This is a genomic window from Allorhizobium pseudoryzae (assembly GCF_011046245.1).
GTDB classification, from domain to species: Bacteria; Pseudomonadota; Alphaproteobacteria; order Rhizobiales; family Rhizobiaceae; genus Neorhizobium; species Neorhizobium pseudoryzae.
This window is the reverse complement of record NZ_CP049241.1, coordinates 2350718-2374799: the sequence shown is the minus strand read 5'-3', so window position 1 is coordinate 2374799 and position 24082 is coordinate 2350718. Positions and strand designations below refer to the sequence as shown.

Here is a 24082-nt window from a genome sequence, read left to right as displayed (position 1 = left end):
GGGGCGTTGACATCGCGCCCGCCCCCGGTCCACATTTGCGCCGAAACGAAGCAGCCGGCGACAGTCCCGGCCTCAGTTGCGCCCCTCCGGCGCTGCCAGCCCCTCCCGATAAAAGCAAAGCGACGAGATGATGCACGACCCCGCGCTGACGCCGATAGAAAGCCCAATGCTGCAGGAAGCCGGCGGCAGCGCCATACGCCACGGTTACTTCACACGGCGCGGCGGTGTGTCCGCCGGGCTCTACGCCAGCCTCAATGTCGGCCTGGGTTCGAACGACGTGCGGGAGCATGTGCTGGAAAACCGCAGGCGCGTGGCAGCCTGGTTCGGCCAGCCGCTGGAACGGCTTGCCACCGTCAACCAGGTTCATTCCCCGGATGTCGTGACGGTGGACGAGAGCTATGCCGGAGAGCGCCCCAGCGCCGATGCCCTCGTGACGAAGACGCCCGGCATCGTGCTCGGCGTGCTGGCCGCCGATTGCGGGCCGATCCTGTTTGCCGATCCGAAGAACCGCGTGGTGGGCGCCGCCCATGCCGGCTGGAAGGGCGCGCTCTATGGCGTTGCCGAAAACACCATCGAGGCCATGCTGGCGCTGGGAGCCGAGCGCGCCGGCATCGTCGCCTGCCTCGGCCCCTCGATTGCCGGGAAAAGCTATGAGGTCGGCCCGGAATTCGTCGCGCGTTTCCTGTCGGAAAATCCGGACTACGCGCGCTTTTTCACCCCCTCGGCAAAAGCCGGCCACGCCATGTTCGACCTGCCGGCCCTCACGACGGATCGGTTGATCAAGGCCGGCATTCGGGCCGAAAACCTCGCTCTCGACACCTATCCGGACCAGGAGAGGTTCTTCTCCTATCGCCGCACCACCCATCTGGCCGAAGCGGATTACGGGCGCCAGATTTCCGCCATCGCCATCACGGAGGAATAAAATGGGCCTGCATTTCGACAGAAGCGAGTTTGCCGCACGCCTGGACCGCCTGAAGGAGGCCATGCGCGAGGAGAAGCTCGATGCCATGCTGCTGTTCGCCCAGGAAAGCATGTACTGGCTGACCGGCTACGACACCTTCGGCTACTGCTTCTTCCAGTGCCTGATCGTGAAGGCGGATGGCGAGATGGCGCTCCTCACCCGCTCCGCCGATCTGCGCCAGGCCCGTCACACCTCCGTCCTCGACAAGATCCACATCTGGGTCGATCGGGTGAACGCCGATCCGAGCGTCGATCTGAAGAACCTGCTGAGCGAGATGGACCTGCTCGGCGCGAAGATCGGCATCGAATACGACACCCACGGCATGACCGGCCGCGTTGCCCGCCTGCTGGATGACCAGCTCTCCTCCTTCTGCCAGGTCTCGGATGCGTCCTACCTCGTCAGCCGCCTGCGGCTGCGCAAGAGCGCCGCGGAAATCGTCCACGTCAAGCGCGCCGCCGAACTTGCCGATGATGCGCTGGATGCCGCACTCCCCTTCATTGCGGCCGGGGGCAGCGAGGCGGATATTCTGGCCGCCATGCAAGGCGCCGTCTTTGCCGGCGGTGGCGATTATCCGGCCAACGAATTCATCATCGGGTCCGGTCCCGATGCACTTCTCTGCCGCTACAAGGCCGGACGACGCACGCTCGATGCGCAGGACCAGCTGACGCTGGAATGGGCGGGCGTCAGCGCCCATTACCATGCAGCGATGATGCGCACCGTTCTGGTGGGCGAGCCAACCGGCCGCCACCGCGAACTCTACAATGCCTGCCGCGAAACCATCCTGGCGATCGAGACCGTGCTGAAGCCCGGCCATACCTTCGGCGATGTCTTCGACACCCATGCCCGCATCATCGACGAGAGGGGATTGACGCGCCATCGCCTGAATGCCTGCGGTTATTCACTCGGTGCCCGCTTCTCGCCCTCCTGGATGGAGCACCAGATGTTCCATGCCGGCAATCCGCAGGAGATCCTGCCCGACATGTCGCTCTTCGTGCACATGATCATCATGGATTCCGACAGTGGTGCTGCGATGACGCTTGGCCAGACCTATCTGACGACCGAGGACGCACCGCTCTCGCTCTCCCGCCACGATCTCGACCTGATCGTCCGCTGACCGCCACCCGAGGTTGACACCACGGAAAGCCGGCTTCTAATCTGGCGTGGGCCGTGAGGAACGGGAAAGGACGTCGGATGCACCGTTGGGGAGTTGCACTTCTGATCGCCAGCCTGGCGGCCACTCTGGCAGGGTGCAATACCACGGATGCGCTGACACCACAGGTCGATGTGGGCGGCGGACTGTTTCCGTCCTCGACACGCTCCACACCGGTTTCGCAGGATGAGGCAAGGCGGCTGGCAGCGACCGCCGATGCGCCGAACGTCGGTTCCTATCCGGCTGCACCTGCGGCGACGAACCGGCTGCCACCGCAGAACACGATGCAGGCGCAGGCGCAGGCCATGGATGCCGGCGACCTCTCGCCGGTCCAGACCTCGCCCCTGCCACCACCCGCTTCCCCACCGTCGGCGCCTCCAGCCGCGGCAGCCGCTCCACCGCCAACCGGTCCTTCTCAGACGGCAACCCTCGATCCGGCGGCATCTGGAGAGGCATCCGGGGCAACCATCCGTTTTCTGCCGATCATCGGCGCGCCGGTGCAGGCCGTCACACCGCTCTCCCGCCAGCTCGGCGCATCGGCCCGCGCCGGCGGCCTGACCATCAAATCCTCCAGCGACACCTCCAGCGAGCACATCCTCAAAGGCTATCTCTCCGCCTTCGACAACGAGGGCAAGGTCACGGTCGTCTATGTGTGGGATGTGCTGGATGCCGGCGGCGCGCGGCTTCACCGCATCCAGGGACAGGAGACCGTTCCAGCCTCGGGAGGCGAACCCTGGGCTGCCGTTCCTGCCGCGACCATGCAGCTGATCGGACAGAAGACCATGACGGAGTACCTGCAGTGGCGCCAAAGCCGCAGCGGCTGAGAAAGGTCGGAAGATGATGCTGACCTTCACGCTGTATTCACAAAAAACTCAGGGCTTTTGGCTTGAGGCCTTGCATTCGGGCTCGTCCTCGTTAAAAGGCCCGCATCCAGCGTAAAAACAGGCGGGCCCCAATGAAGGTTTTCGCAGGGAATTCGAACCGGCATCTGGCCGACGCGATCTGTTCCTATCTCAACGTTCCAGTCGGAAAAGCCAGCGTCAGACGGTTTGCAGACCAGGAAATCTTCGTCGAAATCCAGGAAAACGTGCGCGGTGAAGACGTCTTCGTCGTCCAGTCGACATCATTTCCCGCCAACGACCACCTGATGGAACTGCTGATCATGATCGACGCGTTCCGTCGGTCCTCGGCACGCCGCATCACCGCCGTGCTTCCCTATTTCGGTTACGCACGCCAGGATCGCAAAGCCGGCCCCCGCACACCGATCTCCGCCAAGCTCGTTGCCAACCTTATCACCGAAGCCGGTGCCGACCGTGTCCTCACGCTCGACCTGCACGCCGGACAGATCCAGGGTTTCTTCGACATCCCGACTGACAATCTTTATGCGGTTCCGATCCTGGCGCGCGACGTCAAGGAACACTACGACCTCAAGAACGTCATGGTCGTTTCGCCCGACGTCGGCGGCGTGGTGCGTGCCCGCTCCCTGGCCAAACGCCTCGACTGTCAGCTGGCGATCGTCGACAAGCGCCGCGAACGCGCCGGTGAATCCGAAGTCATGAACGTCATCGGCGACGTGACCGGCAAGGATTGCCTGCTGATCGACGACATCGTCGATTCCGGCGGCACGCTCTGCAATGCCGCCGAAGCGCTGCTGAAGAACGGCGCGACCAGCGTCACGGCCTACATCACCCACGGCGTCCTGTCGGGTGGTGCGGTTGCGCGCATCAGTTCCTCGAAGCTGCGTGAACTGGTGATCACGGACTCGATCCAGCCGACGACGGCCGTTCAATCCGCCCCGAACATCCGTGTGGTCTCTACCGCCGGTCTTCTGGGCGAAGCGATCAACCGGACCGCTCTCGAAGAATCCGTATCCAGCCTCTTCGATTAAGCTGCCTGTCCTGTTGCTTTCGATCGCAGGAAATCATGTAGGTTAATCAGATATAAAGTTGAACCCTCCTAAACTTCGCCATCTTCGGAGGAGTTCAGATGTTTTCAACAATTATTTCCAAGGGAAACGCAGGGTCCTTATGGACCGTCAAGACCAAGGTCGCATCGCTCGTGCTGGGCGCCACGCTGGTCTCCTGCCTCTCGGTCGGTATCGTCAGTTACCAGATCGGCAAGAGTGGCCTCATCGATGCCAGTCAATTGCGGCTGGCGTCGGTCGCGGACAATCAGTCGAAAGCCCTGCAGCGCTTTTCGGCGCGTATTGACCAGAGCCTCGCCGAGCTGTCCCAGAATACCGCCATTGGCGATGCGAGCGATCTCGTCGCCAACTTCCTGAATATCGAGGGCGACAAGATCCTCGAAGCCTTCCAGGACAAATCGAAGACACCGGAGCAGCGCGCCGCCTTCGACGGCAATGGCACCAAGCTTCTCTATGGCGTGCAGCATGCCGGCATCCACGGCACATTGTCGAGCGCCTGGCGCAATACCGGTGTGAGCGATATCTACGTGATCGATCCGAACGGAACGATCATCTATTCCGTGACCAAGGGTCGCGAATTTACCACCAATGTCAGCGATAACAGCAATGCCAGCCTGAAGGCGATCTACGATCAGATCAGCAAGGGGACCGTCGGTCAGACCTACTCTACCGGCTTCATGCCCTTTGCAGCGGAAGACTCTCAGACGTCTGCCTTCGTTGGGCGCGCCCTTGCCGTCAGCAACTGGGGAGAGATCAAGGTCAAGGGCGCCATCATCTTCCGCATCGGGCCGAACAAGCTCGCCCCGGCCGTCATCCCAGACGGTGCCGGTACGGACGCCGCCTACCTGATTGCCGCGGACGGAACCGTTCGCGCCGGCACCGGTGCCGCAAGCGATGTCCCGGCCGAACTCCTGCAGGCCGGCAAGACCGCACAGGCCGGATCGACCTTTGCCGGCTCCGGCGATGCACGTCTTTTCTATTCCTATCTGCCGGTTTCCGTCTTCGGCCAGCCGAACTTGCTCGCCATCGGTCAGAAGGAAGCCAAGGTCCTGGCGCCGGCAAATGACCTTGCCACCTGGGCGACACTTGCGACCGTCGCAATCCTGTTGTCGATGGGGCTCGTCGGTCTCCTCGTCTCTTCGTCGCTGACCAAGCCGCTGACCCGGCTCGCGGCTCTGATGAACCGCCTCAACGACGGCGACAAGTCGATCGAGGTCGATTCCGCCGATCGCGGCGACGAGATCGGCACCATGGCCCGGGCGCTCGCCTCCTTCCGCGACAGCGCACTGGACAAGGAACGGATGGAAGCGACCGCGAGAGAACGCGATCAGCAGCTCGACGTCGAACGCCGTGAGCGCGAAGAGGAAAAGGCGCGCAGCGCGCAAGAGCTCGAGCGGGCGATTGCCGCGCTTGCCGGCGGTCTCAAGCGCCTTTCGAACGGCGAGCTGAACGTCGTCATCAACCAGCCCTTTGCCGGGTCGCTCGACCAGCTGCGCATCGATTTCAACGATTCCGTTCAGCAGCTGGAAGCCACCATGCAGTCGGTGACCTCGAGCGCCGACACCATCCGTGCAGGCGCCGTCGATCTGCGCAGCGCGTCGGAAAATCTCGCCCACCGCACGGAACGGCAGGCCGCCTCGCTCGAGGAAGCCGCAGCGGCACTCGCGGAAATGAACGGGTCCGTGTCCGAGACCCTGCAGCAGTGCGATACGGCCGTCGATGCGGCAGCCACGGCACTGACAAGTGCAAAGTCGTCGGCCAGCATCGTTCAGGACGCCATCGTTGCCATGGAGCGGCTGGAGGATTCCTCTGCCAAGATCCGTCAGATCATCGACGTGATCGACCAGATCGCCTTCCAGACCAACCTTTTGGCGCTGAATGCCGGTGTCGAGGCGGCGCGTGCCGGGGAAGCCGGCAAGGGGTTTGCCGTCGTCGCCCAGGAAGTGCGCGAACTCGCCCAAAAATCCGCCGGCGCCGCCCGCGACATCAATACGCTGATCAACACCTCCGCCTCGGATGTGGAAAACGGCGTGACCCTGGTGCTGAAGACCGGCGACAGCCTGACCATGATCCAGAAGAGCATCGCGTCGATCAACCAGACGATCGGCGTGATTGCCGACTCCTCGCGCGAACAGTCGAGCCGCCTGCGGGAGATCTCGTCATCGGTGACGGATCTCGACCAGATGACCCAGCAGAACGCCGCCATGGTGGAGGAAACCACCGCAGCGGTCTTCTCGCTGTCGCATGAGGCCGATGAACTCGGCAACCGCATCTCGCATTTCTCGCTCTCCGGCGGCGAGATCCGTCGCGTCGCCTGAGGCAGGTTCGAAACGAACAGCGTTTGCATGAAAAACCCGCCAGACCCAAACGTCTGGCGGGCTTTTCTTCGTCTTCGGAACCCCACAGCAGAGATTGCTCAGGCGACGCGTCGGCCCGCTGGTGGCTCAGCAGAAGGCACAGCGGCGTGTTGTTTCTCCTCGCTCTGCACCGTGTTGACCAGCGAGGCGATCGCCATCAACGGCACCGGCTTGCTGTAGAGATAACCCTGGACCTGCGAGCACCCTTCCCGCCTCAGGAAATCCAGATGCTGGAGCGTTTCCACCCCTTCCGCCAGGACCGGAATGTTGAGGCTTTGGGCAAGGATCAGCGTCGAGCGGACGATGGCCGCCGACTGCGCGTCCCGATCCACCTTGTCGATGAAGGAGCGATCGATCTTGATCTTGTCAAAGGGAAACCGCATCAGCGTCGAGAGTGACGAATAGCCGGTCCCGTAATCATCCATGGCGATCTGAACGCCGAGGTCCTTCAACTGACTGACGATGAGGAAGGCCCGGTTCTGGTCGTCGATAATGCCGGATTCGGTGATCTCCAGCTCGAGACGCGTGGCCGGCAGGCCGGTTTCCGCGAGAATCCGCTTCACCTTGTCGGGAAAGCTGAGATCCGCCAGCTGCGCCGTCGCAACGTTGACCGCAATCCGGTAGGGACGCGCCCAGGCGGCGGCCTGGCGACAGGCCTCGCACAGAGCCCATTCTCCGATATCGATGATGAGGCCGGTCCGTTCCGCGATAGGGATGAAATCGGCCGGTGAAACCTTGCCGCGCTGCGGGTGGTTCCAGCGCAAGAGCGCCTCGAAGCCAACCACCTCACTGGTCGCGGTATCGTTCTGCATCTGGTAGAACAGCTCGAACTGGTTCTTGGCCAGCGCCGTCCGCAGATCCATGGCAAGCGCATTGCGCTCACGCGCCGCCTGATCCATGGAAGGGTCATAGAAGCAGACGCTGTTTGGTCCGCTGGCCTTTGCCCGGTACATCGCGACATCCGCCTGCGCCAGCACCTCTTCCAGCGGACTTCCCGCGTCTCCGTGCAGAGAAATCCCGACGCTGGACGACACCGAGAACAGGTGCCCTTCCCACTCGATGGGCTTGTTGATTTCCGCCAGCAGCCGGTTGGCAAGACTGGTCGCGTCATACCGTCCGTAATACCGACGGCTGATCGCGACGAACTCGTCTCCGCCGACGCGGGCGAGGAACTCGTCGGCTGCGACCACGGCGCCGAGCCGCGCACCGATTGTCTGCAGCACCGCATCACCGGCCAGATGCCCGTGAACGTCGTTGATCTCCTTGAAGCGGTTGAGGTCGAAGGAGAGGATCGCGATCTTGCCGGGCAGTTGCGGTGCAAGCGCCCGCAGCGCCTCCAGTTCTTCCTGGAACCCTGCCCGGTTCGGCAGGCCCGTCAGCGCATCATGCAGGGAGAGATGGCGGTAACGGGCCACGGCAGCATTGGTGTTGCTTGCATCGAGCAGATAGGTCGCCGCCGCCAGGGCCAGAAGCACGATCATGATGCCGAGCACGGAGAGTCCGAGAATCTGGTCCGAGAGAACGCCGTCGGGTGGCGGGGTCATCGGCAAGAGCACCAGACGGACAGCCGCCATGCCCGTAAAGTGCGTGAGGACGATACCGAGGATCAGCGCCAGCGCACCGCCATATTTGCAGAACCGCGTCCACGGCCGCACGACACGGTCGACCGCGATCGCACCGAAAACGATACTCAGCACGACGGACGCAACGACATAGCGTTCGTCCCAGAGGATCGTGCCGGAGATCCGGTAGGCGGCCATGCCGGTATAGTGCATTGCCGCAATGCCAAGCCCCATCACCGCGCCGCCGGCTTCCGCCAGAAAGCTGCGATCCCCGGCCGCCGCAATGCCCAGTCCGATCACCGAGGCCGCGATGGCAATCACGAGCGAGAGCAGCGTCTTTTGCGGTTCATAAGCCGCGGGTCCACCCGCCGTATAACCGAGCATGGCGATGAAGTGCGTCGTCCAGATGGCGCAGCCGCCGACGAAGCCGGACAGGCCGATCCACACCATCCGCTCGGTGCCCCTCGCCCGACGCCCTCGCGCAAACAGGCGCAGCGTGAGATAGGACCCGAGGATACACATAATTGCCGCCGCACCCACGTAAGCAAGCGAGTGGTCGTTCACCAGGCAGGTGAGAAGTGTGAGCATGTGGTCAACCTGATATTGCGTTTCATCAAGTTCTTAATCAGCAAAGCTGTAGGAATGCTTGGGAGACATGGTAAACCGGATGTAAGACCCGCTGCGCCGCGTGACGCGTGGCCGGCAAATGCCTTGCAAGCCCAGCCCGTATGGTCTATGGAGCCCCGTCCGCGCAGACACCCTTGGAGGCAACGCGGATGAAGCGCATCGGACGATGTCCTTCAAACTCACCCGACCGCACCTGTGCAGCCGGTTGAGTTTCTCCAATAACCTCGAAAGGATATGCCATGAGCCACGCATCTTACGAGCTCAAGGCCGAGGCGCGCGAACGGGTTGGTAAGGGGTCCTCCCGTGAACTTCGCCGCAACGGTTTGATTCCCGCTGTCATCTATGGTGACAAGCAGGCCCCGATTTCCATCGCTCTGTCCACCAACGAAGTGACAAAGCGCATCCACGCCGGCGGTTTCATGACCACGGTTGCCACGATCGACTACGACGGCGGCAAGATCTCGGTTCTTCCGAAGGACTACCAGCTGGATCCGGTGCGCGACTTCGTCCTGCACGTCGATTTCCTGCGCGTCTCGGCTGACAGCCAGGTCACCGTCAACGTTCCGGTTCACTTCGTCAACGAAGAGAAGTCCGGCATCAAGATCGGCGGCGTGCTGAACATCGTTCGTCACGAAGTCGAAATGCTGGTTCCGGCCAACGACATTCCGGAATTCATCACCGTCGATCTCGACGGCTTCAAGATCGGCGACAGCATTCACATCTCGCATGTCAAGCTGCCGCAGGGCGCCAAGCCGACGATCACCGATCGCGACTTCACAATCGCGACGATCGTTGCACCGGCTGGCGGCACGTCTGAAGAAGCAGCCTCCGAATAAGTCCCGTTTACGGGTACGGAAAAGACAACCCGCCCGGGAAACCGCGGCGGGTTTTTTCGTGGCATAAGGCCCATCCGGACAGGTCGCGCAAGGCGCAGCACCCGCAGCACCGGCCCCTGACGCCGGACGCAAAGACCGGTTGACGGGCAACAGGATCGCCGGCAACGAAAAATTAGGGAACCTTTGCAAAAGCTCCGAAACAGGACAGTTTTCCCGGCAGCACCTCCAGTTCTCGGCCGCCCGGTTCAGCAATGTTTAATGAATGAGTGAAAGCATAACGGGCATCGCACAGGAGAACTCGCCCGCAATGTCTGGATGCTTGAATGAGGCATAACGTGACTCGTTCAGTCGAGAGCCGTTTTATTGCAATCATCATCGCGGCGCTGCTGATCGTGGTTGCGCCGCTCTTTACGTTGTTCCTTGCGCTCTCGTCCCGCCAGGTTGCCGAAAGCCTCAAGGAGCATGTCGAGGTCATCATTGCGGCCAATGCCCAGGCCCTTGCCAAACCGCTCTGGGATCTCGACGTCGAAAGCATCCGCCAGATCACCGGCGCGCTCCTCAACGAACGCGGAATCCAGGTCGTTCAGGTCACCGATACGCTCGGCAAGCTGGACGTGGTGGAAAGCCGTGTCCGGGATGCGTCCGAACAATTGCAGCCGGTCAGCCGCCAGATCTTCTACCGCACGAACGAAGGGTTCCAGACGGTTGGCACACTCGTCGTTCGGTACGAGAAGGTCGGCCTGTTCTCCGCCCTCACCAGCATGGAGATCGCCCTCATCTCCATCTTCGCCGTCGCCATCCTGACCGTCGTCGGCGCCGCGATCCTCGGCAACCGGACCATGGTCATCCGTCCGCTGATGCGTTTGACCGCCGCCGTGGAGGCGACACGCCAGCTCGGATCGCGCCACCATGTCGACTGGCGTTCGGCAGACGAAATGGGGCGGCTCGCCAAGAGCTTCAACCAGATGCAGATCCAGCTGGAGCGCGAAGAACGCGAACTGAAGCGCGCGCACCAGCAGACGACGGAAATCTACAACCTGACGCCGGCCATGCTGTTCTCGCTGGATGGGAACGACATGATCTTCGCTGTCAGCGATTACTGGCTCCTGGCAACCGGGTATGCCCGCGACACGGTTCTCGGGCGCCCCTTCGTCGATCTCGTCGTGCCGCAGGATCACGAGACCTATAAGAACCGCAAGCAGATGACGCGCTCGATTGCCGGCGTCTGCGAGGTCACCGTGCGGTTTCTGTGTGCCGATGGGCGGACCATGGACGTCCTCATCCTGGAAACCGCGCTGACCTCGTCGGGCGACGATCTTCCGGCCTCGCTGAGCGTCATGACCGATGTGACCGAGTTGAAGCAGTCGGAAACCCGCAATCGCCGCCAGGCGATTTCCGACCACCTGACCGGCCTGCTCAATCGCCAGGGCTTCGAGGCGGTCCTGGATGAAAAGATTGCCGCCGCCGACCGCCAACAGAGCGAGGTGGCCTGCCTCTTCGTCGATCTCGACCGTTTCAAGCAGATCAACGATACGCTCGGCCATGCCGCCGGCGACAGCGTCCTGTGCCAGTTCGTCGAACGCATCCAGCCGCTGATGCAAAGCGACGATGCCGCCGCGCGGCTGGGTGGCGATGAATTCGCCATCCTCATTACCGGCGAAGGGGCAGAACGGCGCGCCGTCGAGATCGCCCAGCGGATCGTGGATCACTTCGAACTGCCGTTCCGGACGGAAACCACGAGCGTGCGTCTCAGCGCCAGCATCGGGCTTGCCTTCTACCCGCGCCATGCCGCCAGTGCCAGCGAACTGCTGCAGCGTTCCGACATGGCCATGTATGCCCGCAAGCGCGAGGGCAAGAACGGCGCCAACATCTTCGACAACTCGATTTCCGAACGGGCCCGCCAGCGCGCGGAAATCGAAAGCGATATCGAAGTCGCCATCGCCGCCAACTGGTTCGAGGCGCATTTCCAGCCGATCATGGACGTAGCAGAGCGGCGGATCGTTGGCTTCGAGGCTCTGATGCGCATGCGCCATCCGCGAAAGGGCCTGATGTCACCGGCCGGCATCATTGATGTCGCGGAAGAAACCGGCTCCATCGGCCAGATCGGCAACCTGATCCTGGAGGATTCGCTGGCCAATCTCGCGCAGCTGTCGCGGCTTCCCGGCATGGAAAACGCCTATGTCGCGGTCAACTTCTCGCCGCTGCAATTCGAACCGAGCCTGCCGATCCGCCTGACATCGCTGATGGCACGCTATGCCATTGCCCCGCAGCGCCTCGTCATTGAAATCACCGAAGCCGTGTTGATGCACGACAATCCGCAGATCCGCACGGTTCTGGATACGCTGCACAGCTTCGGCTATCGCATCGCGCTCGACGATTTCGGCACCGGTTATTCCTCGCTCAGCTATCTGAGCCGCTTCCCCGTCGATATCGTCAAGATCGACCAGTCCTTCATCCGCTCGCTGGGCCAGGATGCCGAGGACGTGCAGCACAAGAGCCGCATGTTGGTCGAGGGTATCAGCGCCATCTCCCACAAGATGAACTGCGCCGTTGTGGCAGAAGGCGTTGAAACCGAACATCAGTTCTCGCTCCTGAACGAGATCGGTATTGATTTCGCCCAAGGTTACCTGTTCTCCCGCCCGCTCGCGATCAACGAAATTGTTGCGAATATTCGGAAGGATTTAAATCTTCTGGAAACGCGTGCAGGTTAGCGTCATACTCTACCAATATCTGTAGATGAGGGGAACATGACGCCTGTTGTTCTGACCCTGACATTGACCCTGGTCGCTTTCGGCGCGCAGGCGCAGGAGATTCGTTTCGCGACGGAGCCTTATCCACCTTATTCCTATGCGGATGACGATGGAACGGCCAGGGGCGCCGGTGTCGAGCAGGTCCGCGCGATGATGGACGGGTTGGATTCAAGGACCGATTATTCGATCGACGTCATGCCCTGGGCGCGGGCCATCGCGCTGGCCGAAACCCGCCCCGACCATTGCACCTTTGCCGCCGCCCGCACGCCGGAACGGGAAGGCCGCTTCAAGTGGGTCAGCCCCCTGCTCTTCGACATCAATCTTCTGGTGACCCGCAAGGATGCAGCCGGGAATGTGCAGTCGATCGAGAAGGCCAAGTCGCTCTCGGTCGGCACGCAACGCGAGGACTATACCGAGAGCCTGCTGCGCGCGAAAGGGTTCGACAAGATCGATCTCAGCAACAGCTTTGACCTGACACTCGCCAAGCTTCTCGGCAAGCGCATCGATCTGATGACCATGTCGCAGGGGGTTTATGAAACCCTGCTTGCCCAGGGCTCGCCGATCCAGTCCGTCGCCGAGCTGTCGCGCCAGGAACTCGGCATTGCCTGCAACAGGACCGTTGCCGACACCGTAATCGCCGCCATGCAGGCCTCACTCGATCGCCTGCGGACCTCCGGTGAGCAGAACCGCATCCTCAGCCGCTTCGGTTTGCCGCAAAACCCCTGACATCCGGCCATCTGGCTCCGCAAGTCGGGAACGGCTTGACTTCCCCGCCGTTTCGCGGTGCAAGGCGGTCAGACGGCAGAAGGATCGTTTTCCATGCTCATCATCGCAGGTCTCGGCAATCCGGGCGGCAAATATGCCGGCAACCGCCACAATATCGGCTTCATGGCGGTGGATGCCATCCAGCGCCGGCCGGGATTTTCACCGTGGTCGAAGAAGTTCAAGGCGGAGATTTCCGAAGGTGAACTGGCCGGCGACAAGGTGCTGCTGATGAAGCCGCAGACCTTCATGAACCTGTCGGGCGACGCGGTCGGCGAGGCCATGCGCTTCTACAAGCTCGGGCCTGAGAACATCGTCGCCATCTATGACGAACTGGATCTCGCACCGGCGAAAGCCCGCATCAAGGTCGGCGGCGGCCATGGCGGCCACAACGGCGTGAAATCGCTCGACGCGCATTGCGGCAAGGACTACCGGCGCCTGCGCCTCGGTATCGGCCATCCGGGCAACAAGGATCTCGTACACGGCTATGTGCTCGGCGATTTCGCCAAGGTGGACCGCGACTGGCTGGAGCCGCTTCTCGATGCAATTGCCGACAATGCCGAGATGCTGGTGAAGAACGAAGACAGCCAGCTGATGAACAAGCTGGCGCTCGCCGTCGGGGCTAAGGCGGACGAGGAGACGGCGAAACCCGCCAAGGCCGCAAAGGACCCGAAGCCCGCCGGTCAGTCGCACATCCGCCAGGCCCGCAATTTCAACCAGCCCAAGGCACTGCCGACGAACGGCCCGATGGCCGACATGCTGAAGCGGATGTTTTCGAAGAAGGATGACGGATGATGGCGATGCCGCCGGACGTGACGATCCGCCCGGCCGACATCGGTGATCTGGACGGTCTGCTGACGCTCTACCGCGAGCTCAATCCTTCAGACCCGGCCCTGCCCCGGGAAACCGCGGAGAACGCCTTCGCGCAGATGCTCACGCAGCCCGGCCTTACCGTCTTCATCGCCGAGCAGGATGACCGTGTCGTATCGACGGCCACGCTCATCGTCATCCCCAACCTCACCCGCTCCGCCCGGCCCTATGGCTTGATCGAGAATGTGGTGACGCTATCTCGGATGCGAGGCGGCGGGCTTGGCCGGGCGGTGGTGCGCCATGCGATCGGCGTTGGCTTTGCGGCGAACTGCTACAAGGTGATGCTGCTGACGGGCCGGCACAGCGCAGAGGTGCATCGCTTCTACGAAGGCTGCGGCTTCGTGCAGGACAAGACGGGTTTCCAGATCCGCAACGACTGACGCGGGACGGTCCGGCCTTGCCTATTCCTCCGGCTCTGCCGTGAACATCAGCGGAAACTCGGCGTCCTTGGCAAGATCCATCGCTTCCGTGACCTTGGTTTCGGCCACATCCTTCGGGCAGACCACCACGACGCAGGAGCCCATGCGGTGGGCGGTGATCATTACCTTCTGGCTCGCCTCCTCGCCCATGCGGAAGACGACCTTCAGCACCAGCACGACGAATTCGCGCGGCGTATAATCATCATTGTGCAAAAGCACCTTGTAGAGCTTCGGACGCTCCACCTTGGGCTTCGTTGCCGTTTGTTGTTTGAGACCGACCTGATTTGCCATGACAGATTATTCCCTGGGACCATCGGGACCCTGACCATCGTGATGGCGAGGTCCCTCGTGTGGCGGCAGGCTTGCCAGAACCATGTGCCAGTTTGACGAAAGATAGGACAAACGGAGCCTCGCGCCAATGGCAAGGCCATCGAAACGCTCACCGATGCGCCCTGATCCCCATCGAACCCTTGACCGTCTGGCAGCTTTCCCCCATAGCCACACCACAATCGAAAACTCAAGGACGGGTGAACCCTTATGGGCTTCAAATGCGGTATCGTCGGGCTGCCGAATGTCGGCAAGTCGACCCTCTTCAACGCGCTCACCAAGACGGCCGCAGCGCAGGCAGCCAACTATCCCTTCTGCACCATCGAACCGAATACCGGCGAAGTGGCGGTGCCGGATCCGCGCATGCAGAAGCTGGCGGCGATTGCCGGCTCGAAGGAAATCATCCCGACCCGCATTTCCTTCGTCGATATCGCCGGCCTCGTGCGCGGCGCCTCGAAGGGCGAAGGTCTCGGCAACAAGTTCCTCGCCAATATCCGCGAAGTCGATGCCGTCGTGCATGTGCTGCGCTGTTTCGAGGATGACGACATCACCCACGTCGAAGGCCGGATCAATCCGGTCGGTGACGCCGAGACGATCGAGACCGAGCTGATGCTCGCCGATCTCGAAAGCCTGGAGCGCCGCGTTGAGCAGACCCGCAAGCGCGCCACAGGCAAGGACAAGGATTCGATGGCCCAGCTTCCGATCATGGAAGCGGTCGTCAAGCTGCTGAACGAAGGCAAGCCCGCCCGCCTGCTTCTGAAGACGCTTGCGCCGGAAGAGATCGAAATCTTGAAGGGCCTCAACCTTCTGACCTCGCACCCGGTCCTCTACGTCTGCAACGTCGCGGAAGGCGATGCCTCGACCGGCAATGCCCATACGCAGGCCGTCGCCGCCATGGCAGAGACGCAGGGAGCCGAATGCGTCATCATCTCCGCCGCCATCGAGGCCGAGGTCGCACAGCTTCCGGAAGAGGAAGCCCGCGAGTTCCTCTCGGCGCTCGGTCTGGAGGAGGCCGGCCTCGACCGTCTGATCCGCGCCGGCTACCACCTGCTCGACCTCATCACCTATTTCACCGTCGGCCCGAAGGAATGCCGCGCCTGGACGATTGTCCGCGGCACCAAGGCACCGCAGGCGGCCGGTGTGATCCATACGGATTTCGAGCGCGGTTTCATCCGTGCCTTCACCATTTCCTATGACGATTACGTTGCCTTCAAGGGTGAAGTGGGCGCCAAGGAAGCCGGCAAGGGCCGCGACGAAGGCAAGGAATATGTCGTCCAGGACGGCGACGTGATCCACTTCCGCTTCAACACCTGATCGCTTCCGCGTTCAGTGCCAGACTTTTGCTGCCGTCCCTCATTGCAGGGGCGGCAGTTTTGCTTTCAGCTCCGGCGGCAGAGCGCCGACCACGACGCGCCTCAGCGGCTGCCAGCCGATGCCGACCGACAGCACGATGATGCCGACGGTGATCAGCGCCAGGAATATGACATTGTCCATCTCGATCGCGCTGTTGCGCAGAAGCGTCGTCACCGTGACGATCAGGGTGATGAGACCGGAGGTCACAAAAGCGCGGCGATCGATCACGACACCGATCAGCATCAGGATGGCAACGATCGCGATCACGCCGGGCGTCGAGGCGTCGCGCATCTGGTCGTCGAAATCGGACAGCGTTCCGAAGGAGACGAGGAAGAGCGTTGCGAGCCCCGCATAGAGCAGCGCCGGCGCCGCCGCCAGATGCAGCCAGAAGGCGATGTCGGAGCGGCGGGTCTGCCGCGCCGGGTCCGACAAATCGTAGGTCATCGCCACGCCAAACAGGCCGAGTGCGGCAAGGATGCCCATGACCAGCACGATCGAGGGGTGGTCGATCAGGATATTCGCCGAGCGAAGCCCGATCTCCAACAGGCCGATCAGAGTGAGGAACAGCACGGCAAAGAAGGACAGGATGACGACGGCGAGCGCCACCGGTATGCGGTAGCGGGCGTAGAATGCGAGCATCATCAGCGGGAAAGCCAGGAATCGCAGCGCCAGCAGCAGATAGCCGTCACCGGACCATCCCATATTATCCGCAATCAACTGGCAGATAACCACCGACCAGATCGCCATGGCGATGGTGAGCGCCACCGCCGGAAGCGCCAGCCGCTGCCGGCGCACCAGGATCTCCGCAAGAATGATGACGACCGGCAACAGCCCGATGATGGCACCAAGCCCGCCGACGCCGATCAGAAGAACCGTCAGACCAAGGGTGATCAACACATCATGGAAACCGCGGATGAACCGCGGCGTCTCGGTTTCGACGACGGCGGATCGCGCAGCACTTTCCGGATCGCTGCGCGTCTCCTTGAGATGCGGCATTAAAGCCACGAGATGCGCCTCCAGCGCATCGCGCTTTCCCGGTTCAACAAGCCCCTTGGCAACCGCGCCGTCCAATGCGCCTCTGAGACCTGTCATGTCACTCTTTACTCCCGCCGTCCCCGCAGTCTCCGGGGTCGTCGCGACCTTAGGGGACGTCACGCCGGGTGACAACTGCGCTCTGTGGCGCCGGTGCCCTCCCCTGTGGGTCTTGTTTCAGGCCTTGCGGACCGGGCAGGTGGACAGGCCGAACAGGCTGTAGAGCGGACAGGACGACATCAGCCCGGTCAGGAGCGGCACCACGCCGATCAGTGTGACGTAACGCCACGAGGCGTCCGGAAAGATGAAGAACAGCGACAGCAGGACGATACCCGCAACGATGCGCAGCAACCGATCGATAGATCCGACATTCTTGGCAAACATGGCCTTCTCCCTTGGGATCTTTGAGTGGATGATCACAAGGTTAGCGCGCCGCTTTTTGCCGCTCGGTGACTAAGTCACCGGATCCGGCAGGATGTCAGGGCTGGGCGGCCATTTTTGTCAGCGCCGCCCGGTCGAGGATGCGGATCGACCCGCGCTCGTTTGCAATCCACCCCTTGGAGGCGATAGCCTCCAGCCGGCGCGATACTACCTCGCGGGCCGTGCCGATTGCCACCGCGAGATCCTGGTGAGTGGCCGACACCTCCCCGCTCGTATCAGCGCGATCGAGAAGCACATGCGCAAGGCGCTGCTCTACCTTGACGAAGGCCACCTGCTCCAGAACGAACATCAGATCGCCGAGCCGCGCGGCAAAGGCGCGAAAGACGAACTGCCGGAAGGACGGAGATCCCGCCATCAGCCGCTCGAAGACGAGAGGCGGCACCATGACCGCCACCAGATCCGTCTCGGCGATCGCCTCGCCCGTATAGGGCGCGCCGCCCAGCACGCCGAGCGTCGTCTGCACGCATGTTTCTCCCGGCGTCACGGCATAGAGCAGCAGTTCGCGCCCATTGCGCCCGGTGAGATAAACGCCGATCCGCCCCGACAGCAGGATGACGAAGCTCTGCGCCGCATCGCCGGGGCGAAACAGCGTGGTGCGCGCCGGCACATGCACGGGTTTCAGTCCCTCCAGCTCCCGCCGCCACTCCGGTTCCAGTGCGGCAAGAAAACCTGCGTCATGGAGCCACGTCATCATGGACCCTCTCTTCAATTAGGGGCATAAGACGCATTCTGCATATTCTGAGGAGGAAAGAACAGCGGATGCAGGCAGACAGATTATATTTCGAGGATTTCCGTCCCGAACGGCAGTTCCCGCTGGGCCCCAAAACGGTCAGCGCCGAGGAAATTATTGAATTCGCGCAAGAATTCGATCCGCAGCCGATGCATCTTTCGGAAGAGGCGGGCCGCGCCAGCATTCTCGGCGGGCTGGCCGCCTCCGGCTGGCACACCTCGTCCATGCTGATGCGGATGATCATCGATTCCTATATCCTCAATTCCTCCTGCCAGGGCGCTCCCGGCATCGATCTGATGGAGTGGAAGAAGCCGGTTCTGGCCGGCGACACGCTGAAAGGCACCGCGACCGTGCTGGAAGCGCGGGCCCTGAAATCCCGCCCCGGCATTGGCCTGGTCCGCATTCGCACCGAACTCAGTAACCAACGGGATCAGAGTGTCTGCGTGGCCGACCAGGTCATCATGTTCGGCATGCGGGAGACGACGGAGGTGGCATCATGAGACTGACGGAGCTCAACCCGGTCGGCACCCGCATCGAAACCGGCACACTGGAATTCACCGCAGACGACATCATCCGTTTCGCCACGAAATTTGATCCGCAGCCCTTTCACATGGATGCAGAAGCGGCGAAATCCTATGTGTTCGGCGGGCTCTGCGCCTCCGGCTGGCATACCTGCGCCGGCTGGATGAAAATGTTTCTCGCCCACTGGCAGGAGGAGCATCTGCGCCTGGTGAAACAGGGCATCGAACCGCCCAAGCTCGGCCCCTCCCCCGGTTTCAAGAACCTCAAGTGGCTCCGTCCGGTCTATGCCGGCGACTGCGTGACCTATTTCGTCACGTTGACGGAGACGCGGGAACTCGCCTCGCGGCCGGGAACCTGGCTGAACTCGACCTTCAACGAGGGAGTGAACCAGAACGGCGAAACGGTTCTGCAGTTCGAAAGCAGCGTGATGGAATTCACCTGAGGGATCAGCCCCTCACGGCCCTGCGCCACACGCTGGAGCAGACAGCTCAGCGGGTGGCGATCACGGCAACACCCGCGCCCACCATCAGCGTGCCTGCACCCCGATTGACGGTGCGCACCACGCGTGGCGTGGAAAGCAGGCGCCGGGCGCGGCTGGCCAGCACCACATGCCCGCCGATCACGAGGACTTCGACCAGCAGGATGACGAAGCCAAGGTTGAAGACGTCACCCACCGAAAGGTTGGGGCCGACCACATGCGGCAGAAGCGCGATATAGAACAGCGGCATCTTCGGATTGCCAAGATTGAGCACGACGCCGGCAAGGAAGCCGCGCCCGAGATCGCGTCCGTCAACACCCGCCCGTGCCTGCGGGACAACAGCCGGGGCCGTCCACATGCGAATGCCCATCCAGATCAGATAGGCGGCGCCTGCATAGCGCAGCACCGTCATGCCGGTCCCCATCTCGGCTGCAACCGCCGAAAGGCCGAAGGCGGCCAGTGCCAGGAAGATCAGGATGCCGGTGACGGTGCCGAGGCCATAGGCAATGCCGGAGGCCGCACCGCCGTGTACGGTGCGCGCCAGGATCGTCATATTGTCGGGGCCGGGGCTGGCGGCAAACACGAAAAACGTCGCCCCGAAGGCGACCAGCGTCGAAAGATCCATTGTCGTTCCCCGTCTTGTTCCAGAGCCGACGCTACGCCTCGGCCTGCCGGCTGGCAAGCACCCGGCACCAACGGGTGAGAAGACGGATCAGGGCCGGATCAATGCCCGTCGAAGGAGACGAGCGTGCGCACCTCGACACCGAGCGCCTCAAGCTTCTGGCGACCGCCGAGCTCCGGAAGGTCGATGACGAAGCATGCGGACACCACCTCGGCGCCGATCTGCCGCAGCAGCTTGACCGCCCCTTCAGCCGTTCCGCCGGTGGCGATCAGGTCGTCGCAGAGGATGACCTTTTCGCCGGGCTTCACCGCATCCACATGCATCTCCATCTCGTCGACGCCGTATTCGAGGCTGTAGGCCACGCTGACGGTGGCGTGCGGCAGCTTGCCCTTCTTGCGGATCGGCACGAAGCCCGCCGACAGTTGATGCGCCATGGCGCCGCCCAGGATGAAGCCTCGCGCCTCGATACCGGCAATCTGGTCGACGGACAGATCCTGATAGGGCCGCACCAACTCGTCCACCGCCTGCCGGAAGGCCTTGGCATCGCCGAGCAGCGTGGTGATGTCGCGGAAGATGATGCCCGGCTTCGGATAGTCGTGAATGGCACGGATGGAAGCGGCCAGCGTTTGATCGGCAGTTGTCATCGGTTTGGATCCTGCGTTCGGGAGATAAGCGGCGATTGTTAATCCCTGCGTCGCGATACGACGACACCGTGATCTGCAATAGCCTGCCCTCGTTGGAACCTGCTGCCGTCTTCGATTATCATGGCGCAGGTTTGGAGGTCGCACATGCAGCATGTCCGATTAACGGATCAGGTCATCTGGTTCAAGCATATCGAAGGCAAGACGCTGTTGGAACGCCTCAAGGCACTACAGGCGGAAGAGGAGATCCACCTGGAAATCGGTGGTGTTGTCGGACGCTGGAAACGCATGAGAAGTGGCGTGGATGCACGCCCGACCGACGGGCTGAAGCCAAGCGGCGCCATGCGAGACATCTGGAGCGCATGGTATGGCTCCAAGCGGGGCGACAGGCTGACGGTCCGCGAAGTCCCTGACGAAAACCCTCGCGAGCCTACAATCGCGTCGCTGTTTCCAGAATGGGCGAGCGCCGAGGACGAGGCGGCATTTCGTGATCTGTGAGCGCTACGACACCGCCGTCGTGCCCTTCCCCTTTGCGGAACAGCCGGTGCTGAAGCGCCGCCCGGTGGTCATCCTGTCGGGCCCTGGCTTCAACGAGGCCAACAAGGCCACCATCGTCGCCATGATCACGACCGCGAAGGAATCGGCCTGGCCGAGCAACATCCTGATCCGCGACCTGGAGTCCGCGAGCCTCGAGACACCATGTGTCATCCGCTGGCGGCTCGCGACGATTCCGAACGAGCTTGTTCTGCGGCGACTGGGTGTGCTGTCTGGCGTGGACAGGCTCGCCTGCGAGCGGGAACTTGCAAACATCCTGCCATGAAAAAGGCGGCCCGAAAGCCGCCTTTCATACGCGAACCTGCGCCGGAAGCTCAATGCTCCTTGTTGGCGTAGACCGACTTTTTCGTCAGGTAGATGAGGATCGTGAAGATCGCCAGGAACACCATGACCATGAAGCCGGTGCGCTTGCGGTCTTCCAGGTGCGGCTCGGCGGCCCACATCAGGAAGGCGGACACGTCCTTGGCGTACTGGTCGAGGGTCTGCGGCGCACCATCGTCATAGGTCACCTGACCGTCGGAGAGCGGCGGGGCCATGGCCAGCGAAGCGGCGGCGGCGAAATACGGGTTGTAATGCGTCCCCGGTGCGACCTCGACACCAGCCGGCGGCTCCTGGTAACCGGTCAGCAGCGAGTAGATGTAATCCGGGCCGCCTTCCTGGTACTGGGTGAAAATGTCGAAGACGAACTGCGGGAAGCCGCGGGTAATCCCGCGCGCCTTGGCAATCAGCGAGAAGTCGGGCGGAGCCGCTCCGCCATTGGCCGCCGCTGCCGCCTGCACGTTCGAGAAGGGCGACGGGAAATGGTCGGACGGCACACCCTTGCGGGTGAACATCTCGCCGTCGTCATTCGGGCCGTCCTGCACTTCGTAGTTCGCGGCAAAAGCCTTCACCTGTGCTTCGGAATAGCCAAGCCCCTCCAGCGTGCGGAAGGAGACGAGGTTCATCGAATGACAGGCCGAACAGACTTCGGTGTAGATCTTCAGGCCGCGCTGCAGCTGTCCCTTGTCATAGTGTCCGAAGGGGCCGGCAAAGCTCCAGTCCAGATTGTGCGGCTTGTGGATCGGGTAATGCGGCGTGCCGCCCTCGGCATGCGCGCCTTCTTCAGCGGCCTGCACGCCGGTCGCAAGACCGGTCAGCAGCGCCAGAGACAGGAGGCTTTTTACAAGCTTGTTCATTTGGTTGGTCCTCTCCGTCTTCTGGCTCAGGCGCGCATGTCGGCGGTGACATTGCCATTCTTGGCAAGCACGGCCTCCGTGATCGAGTTGGGGATGCGCCTCGGCGTTTCGATCAGGCCCAGAACGGGCATCAGAACGAGGAAGAAGCCGAAGTAATAGGCGGTGCCCATCTGCGACAGGATGACATAGATGCCTTCCGCAGGCATGGCGCCGAGCCAGCCGAGCATGATGGAGTTTGCCACGAAGATCCAGAAGAACAGCTTGTACCACGGACGGTAGACGGCGGAGCGCACCTTGGACGTGTCGAGCCAGGGCAGGAAGAACAGCACGATGATCGCACCGAACATCACGAGCACGCCGCCGAGCTTGGAATCGATCGGGCCGACATTGAAGGTGATGGCGCGCAGCATGGCGTAGAAGGGCAGGAAGTACCATTCCGGAACGATGTGCGCCGGGGTCTTCAGCGGGTCCGCCATGATGTAGTTGTCAGGATGGCCGAGGAAGTTCGGCATGTAGAAGATGAACCAGGCATAGACGATCAGGAAGATCGAAAGGCCGAGCGCATCCTTCAGTGTCGCGTAAGGGGTGAACGGAACCGTATCGGTCTTGGTCTTCACCTCGATGCCGGTCGGGTTCGTCTGGCCGGTCACATGCAGCGCCCAGACGTGCAGGATGACGACACCGGCGATCATGAAGGGCAGCAGGTAGTGCAGCGAGAAGAAGCGGTTCAGCGTCGGCTGATCGACGGCAAAACCGCCCAGCAGGAACTGCTGGATCCACTCGCCGACCAGCGGAAAGGCCGAGAAGAAGCCCGTGATGACGGTCGCGCCCCAGAAGGACATCTGGCCCCAGGGCAGAACGTAGCCCATGAAGGCGGTCGCCATCATCAGGAGGAAGATCACGACGCCGAGAATCCAGAGGATTTCACGCGGGGCCTTGTAGGAACCGTAATAGAGACCACGGGCAATGTGCAGGTAAACGGCGATGAAGAAGAAGGAGGCGCCGTTGGCATGCATGTAGCGCAGCAGCCAGCCGTGGTTAACGTCGCGCATGATCTTTTCGACGGAGTTGAAGGCGACGGTCGTATCCGCCGCGTAGTGCATGGCGAGCACTACCCCTGTCAGGATCTGCACCACCAGCATCACCATCAGCATGGCGCCGAAGGTATAGGCGTAGTTAAGGTTGCGCGGCACCGGATAGGCCACGAAGCTGTCATACATCATGCGCGGCAGGGGAAGCCGCGCGTCGATCCACTTTTCCAAGCCCGTGGAAGGCTGATAACTGGAATGCCCACTCATTGATTAGTCCCCTCAGCCGATCCGGATCACGGTATCGCTTGCAAAAGTAAATGTCGGGATGGCGAGATTCTGCGGCGCCGGACCTTTGCGAATGCGGCCCGCCGTATCGTAATGCGAGCCATGGCAGGGACAGAACCATCCGCCGAAATCCCCGGACTGGCCGAGCGGCACGCAGCCGAGGTGGGTGCAGGAGCCGATCATGACGATCCAGTTCTCCTTGCCCTCGCCGGCGGAACGATCAAGATCGGTCGCCTGGGAGTCTGCCGGGATATTCGCATTGCGGGCGACCGGATCCTTCAGCTCAGCCAGTTGAACGGCCTTTGCTTCTTCGATTTCCTTTGCCGTCCGGTTGCGGATGAAGACGGGCTTGCCGCGCCATTTCACCGTCAGTGACATGCCGGGCTCCAGGCTCGCGACATTCACCTCAATCGAGGCCAGCGCCAATGTGGAGGCATCCGGCCGCATCTGGTCGATGAATGGCCAGGCCACGGCGGCGGCCCCCACCGCACCCGCCATGCCGGTCGTCAGATAAAGGAAATCGCGGCGAGTGGGCTCGCCCACGGTTCCGCTCGTCGTGTCGTGCTCGCTCACGGTCAAACCATCCTCTGCACAGAAATGTGATTGTATTGCATTGCCCCTCGCCCCTCATGAAGCCGGTCTGGACGCAACCGGCCTCTCATCTCCCGCAAA

General features: G+C 62.2%; 25 protein-coding genes. 15 read left to right on the top strand and 10 right to left on the bottom strand.

Annotated features, from left to right (window positions below; genetic code table 11):
• The first annotated feature begins 127 nt into the window (after window positions 1-127).
• The 5 genes from pgeF to G6N78_RS11485 all read left to right on the top strand — a co-directional run bounded on the left by pgeF (window position 128) and on the right by G6N78_RS11485 (window position 6353).
• Window positions 128-922 (top strand): peptidoglycan editing factor PgeF, encoded by a 795-nt coding sequence (gene pgeF, locus G6N78_RS11505; protein WP_165218491.1) that lies wholly within the window; start codon window positions 128-130, stop codon window positions 920-922.
• 1 nt (window position 923) lies between these two features.
• Window positions 924-2075 (top strand): M24 family metallopeptidase, encoded by a 1152-nt coding sequence (locus G6N78_RS11500; RefSeq protein WP_165218490.1) that lies wholly within the window; start codon window positions 924-926, stop codon window positions 2073-2075.
• Between the two features lie 77 nt (window positions 2076-2152).
• The gene (locus G6N78_RS11495; protein ID WP_165218488.1) at window positions 2153-2935 is read left to right on the top strand and encodes a hypothetical protein; all 783 of its coding nucleotides are present in this window, start codon (window positions 2153-2155) and stop codon (window positions 2933-2935) included.
• A gap of 131 nt (window positions 2936-3066) precedes the next feature.
• Window positions 3067-3999 (top strand): ribose-phosphate pyrophosphokinase, encoded by a 933-nt coding sequence (locus tag G6N78_RS11490; RefSeq protein WP_165218487.1) that lies wholly within the window; start codon window positions 3067-3069, stop codon window positions 3997-3999.
• 98 nt (window positions 4000-4097) lie between these two features.
• A complete protein-coding gene (locus G6N78_RS11485; protein WP_165218485.1) occupies window positions 4098-6353 on the top strand; it encodes a methyl-accepting chemotaxis protein in 2256 nt (751 codons plus the stop codon).
• A gap of 98 nt (window positions 6354-6451) precedes the next feature.
• Here G6N78_RS11485 and G6N78_RS11480 read toward each other — a convergent pair whose 3' ends face one another.
• Window positions 6452-8542, bottom strand: a complete 2091-nt coding sequence (locus G6N78_RS11480) for a putative bifunctional diguanylate cyclase/phosphodiesterase (RefSeq protein WP_165218484.1) — start codon at window positions 8540-8542, stop codon at window positions 6452-6454.
• Between the two features lie 278 nt (window positions 8543-8820).
• On the opposite strand from G6N78_RS11480, the gene G6N78_RS11475 reads away from it, so the two are divergent.
• The 5 genes from G6N78_RS11475 to G6N78_RS11455 all read left to right on the top strand — a co-directional run bounded on the left by G6N78_RS11475 (window position 8821) and on the right by G6N78_RS11455 (window position 14179).
• The gene (locus G6N78_RS11475; RefSeq protein WP_165218482.1) at window positions 8821-9417 is read left to right on the top strand and encodes a 50S ribosomal protein L25/general stress protein Ctc; all 597 of its coding nucleotides are present in this window, start codon (window positions 8821-8823) and stop codon (window positions 9415-9417) included.
• 335 nt (window positions 9418-9752) lie between these two features.
• A complete protein-coding gene (locus G6N78_RS11470; RefSeq protein ID WP_165218481.1) occupies window positions 9753-12128 on the top strand; it encodes a putative bifunctional diguanylate cyclase/phosphodiesterase in 2376 nt (791 codons plus the stop codon).
• Between the two features lie 36 nt (window positions 12129-12164).
• Window positions 12165-12893, top strand: a complete 729-nt coding sequence (locus G6N78_RS11465; protein ID WP_165218479.1) for a substrate-binding periplasmic protein — start codon at window positions 12165-12167, stop codon at window positions 12891-12893.
• 93 nt (window positions 12894-12986) lie between these two features.
• Entirely contained in the window at window positions 12987-13724 is a 738-nt protein-coding gene (pth, locus tag G6N78_RS11460) for an aminoacyl-tRNA hydrolase (protein WP_165218477.1), read from the top strand.
• Window positions 13721-14179 (top strand): GNAT family N-acetyltransferase, encoded by a 459-nt coding sequence (locus G6N78_RS11455; RefSeq protein ID WP_370691410.1) that lies wholly within the window; start codon window positions 13721-13723, stop codon window positions 14177-14179. The genes pth and G6N78_RS11455 overlap by 4 nt, the downstream gene beginning before the upstream one ends.
• 21 nt (window positions 14180-14200) lie before the next feature.
• Here the strand turns inward: G6N78_RS11455 and clpS are convergent, their stop codons facing one another.
• Window positions 14201-14509, bottom strand: coding sequence for an ATP-dependent Clp protease adapter ClpS (gene clpS / locus G6N78_RS11450; protein ID WP_165218476.1), 309 nt, complete (start codon window positions 14507-14509; stop codon window positions 14201-14203).
• A gap of 246 nt (window positions 14510-14755) precedes the next feature.
• Between clpS and ychF the strand changes: the two genes are divergently transcribed.
• The gene (ychF, locus tag G6N78_RS11445; RefSeq protein ID WP_165218474.1) at window positions 14756-15859 is read left to right on the top strand and encodes a redox-regulated ATPase YchF; all 1104 of its coding nucleotides are present in this window, start codon (window positions 14756-14758) and stop codon (window positions 15857-15859) included.
• A 39-nt stretch (window positions 15860-15898) separates the two neighbouring features.
• Here the strand turns inward: ychF and G6N78_RS11440 are convergent, their stop codons facing one another.
• From G6N78_RS11440 to G6N78_RS11430, 3 genes are all read right to left on the bottom strand, one after another.
• Complete coding sequence (locus tag G6N78_RS11440; protein ID WP_165218472.1) at window positions 15899-16990, bottom strand: hypothetical protein; 1092 nt, start codon at window positions 16988-16990, stop codon at window positions 15899-15901.
• A gap of 117 nt (window positions 16991-17107) precedes the next feature.
• A complete protein-coding gene (locus G6N78_RS11435; protein ID WP_165218470.1) occupies window positions 17108-17314 on the bottom strand; it encodes a YgaP family membrane protein in 207 nt (68 codons plus the stop codon).
• 94 nt (window positions 17315-17408) lie between these two features.
• The gene (locus G6N78_RS11430; protein WP_206531563.1) at window positions 17409-18065 is read right to left on the bottom strand and encodes a Crp/Fnr family transcriptional regulator; all 657 of its coding nucleotides are present in this window, start codon (window positions 18063-18065) and stop codon (window positions 17409-17411) included.
• A 65-nt stretch (window positions 18066-18130) separates the two neighbouring features.
• On the opposite strand from G6N78_RS11430, the gene G6N78_RS11425 reads away from it, so the two are divergent.
• Together G6N78_RS11425 and G6N78_RS11420 are read left to right on the top strand one after the other, a co-directional pair.
• The gene (locus G6N78_RS11425) at window positions 18131-18601 is read left to right on the top strand and encodes a MaoC family dehydratase (protein WP_165218469.1); all 471 of its coding nucleotides are present in this window, start codon (window positions 18131-18133) and stop codon (window positions 18599-18601) included.
• Window positions 18598-19065: a MaoC family dehydratase gene (locus G6N78_RS11420; RefSeq protein WP_165218467.1), complete on the top strand. Its 468-nt coding sequence runs from the start codon at window positions 18598-18600 to the stop codon at window positions 19063-19065. The genes G6N78_RS11425 and G6N78_RS11420 overlap by 4 nt, the downstream gene beginning before the upstream one ends.
• Before the next feature lie 46 nt (window positions 19066-19111).
• Here G6N78_RS11420 and G6N78_RS11415 read toward each other — a convergent pair whose 3' ends face one another.
• Together G6N78_RS11415 and G6N78_RS11410 are read right to left on the bottom strand one after the other, a co-directional pair.
• Window positions 19112-19726 (bottom strand): LysE family translocator, encoded by a 615-nt coding sequence (locus G6N78_RS11415; protein WP_165218466.1) that lies wholly within the window; start codon window positions 19724-19726, stop codon window positions 19112-19114.
• A gap of 98 nt (window positions 19727-19824) precedes the next feature.
• On the bottom strand, window positions 19825-20367 hold the full coding sequence (locus G6N78_RS11410) for an adenine phosphoribosyltransferase (RefSeq protein WP_165218464.1): 543 nt from the start codon (window positions 20365-20367) through the stop codon (window positions 19825-19827).
• A 144-nt stretch (window positions 20368-20511) separates the two neighbouring features.
• Between G6N78_RS11410 and G6N78_RS11405 the strand changes: the two genes are divergently transcribed.
• Both G6N78_RS11405 and G6N78_RS11400 read left to right on the top strand, forming a co-directional pair.
• Window positions 20512-20862, top strand: coding sequence for a hypothetical protein (locus tag G6N78_RS11405; protein WP_165218463.1), 351 nt, complete (start codon window positions 20512-20514; stop codon window positions 20860-20862).
• Complete coding sequence (locus tag G6N78_RS11400) at window positions 20852-21184, top strand: type II toxin-antitoxin system PemK/MazF family toxin (protein ID WP_165218461.1); 333 nt, start codon at window positions 20852-20854, stop codon at window positions 21182-21184. Before G6N78_RS11405 ends, G6N78_RS11400 begins: the two co-directional genes overlap by 11 nt.
• Window positions 21185-21233: 49 nt before the next feature.
• On the opposite strand, the gene G6N78_RS11395 is transcribed toward G6N78_RS11400, so the two are convergent.
• The 3 genes from G6N78_RS11395 to petA are packed head-to-tail and all read right to left on the bottom strand — an operon-like array spanning window position 21234 to window position 23983.
• Window positions 21234-22094 carry a cytochrome c1 gene (locus G6N78_RS11395; protein ID WP_165218460.1) on the bottom strand — a complete coding sequence of 287 codons (861 nt, stop codon included), beginning with the start codon at window positions 22092-22094 and terminating at the stop codon, window positions 21234-21236.
• 26 nt (window positions 22095-22120) lie between these two features.
• Window positions 22121-23392, bottom strand: a complete 1272-nt coding sequence (locus G6N78_RS11390; protein WP_165218458.1) for a cytochrome b — start codon at window positions 23390-23392, stop codon at window positions 22121-22123.
• A 12-nt stretch (window positions 23393-23404) separates the two neighbouring features.
• The gene (gene petA, locus G6N78_RS11385) at window positions 23405-23983 is read right to left on the bottom strand and encodes a ubiquinol-cytochrome c reductase iron-sulfur subunit (protein ID WP_165218457.1); all 579 of its coding nucleotides are present in this window, start codon (window positions 23981-23983) and stop codon (window positions 23405-23407) included.
• Window positions 23984-24082 lie beyond the last annotated feature (99 nt).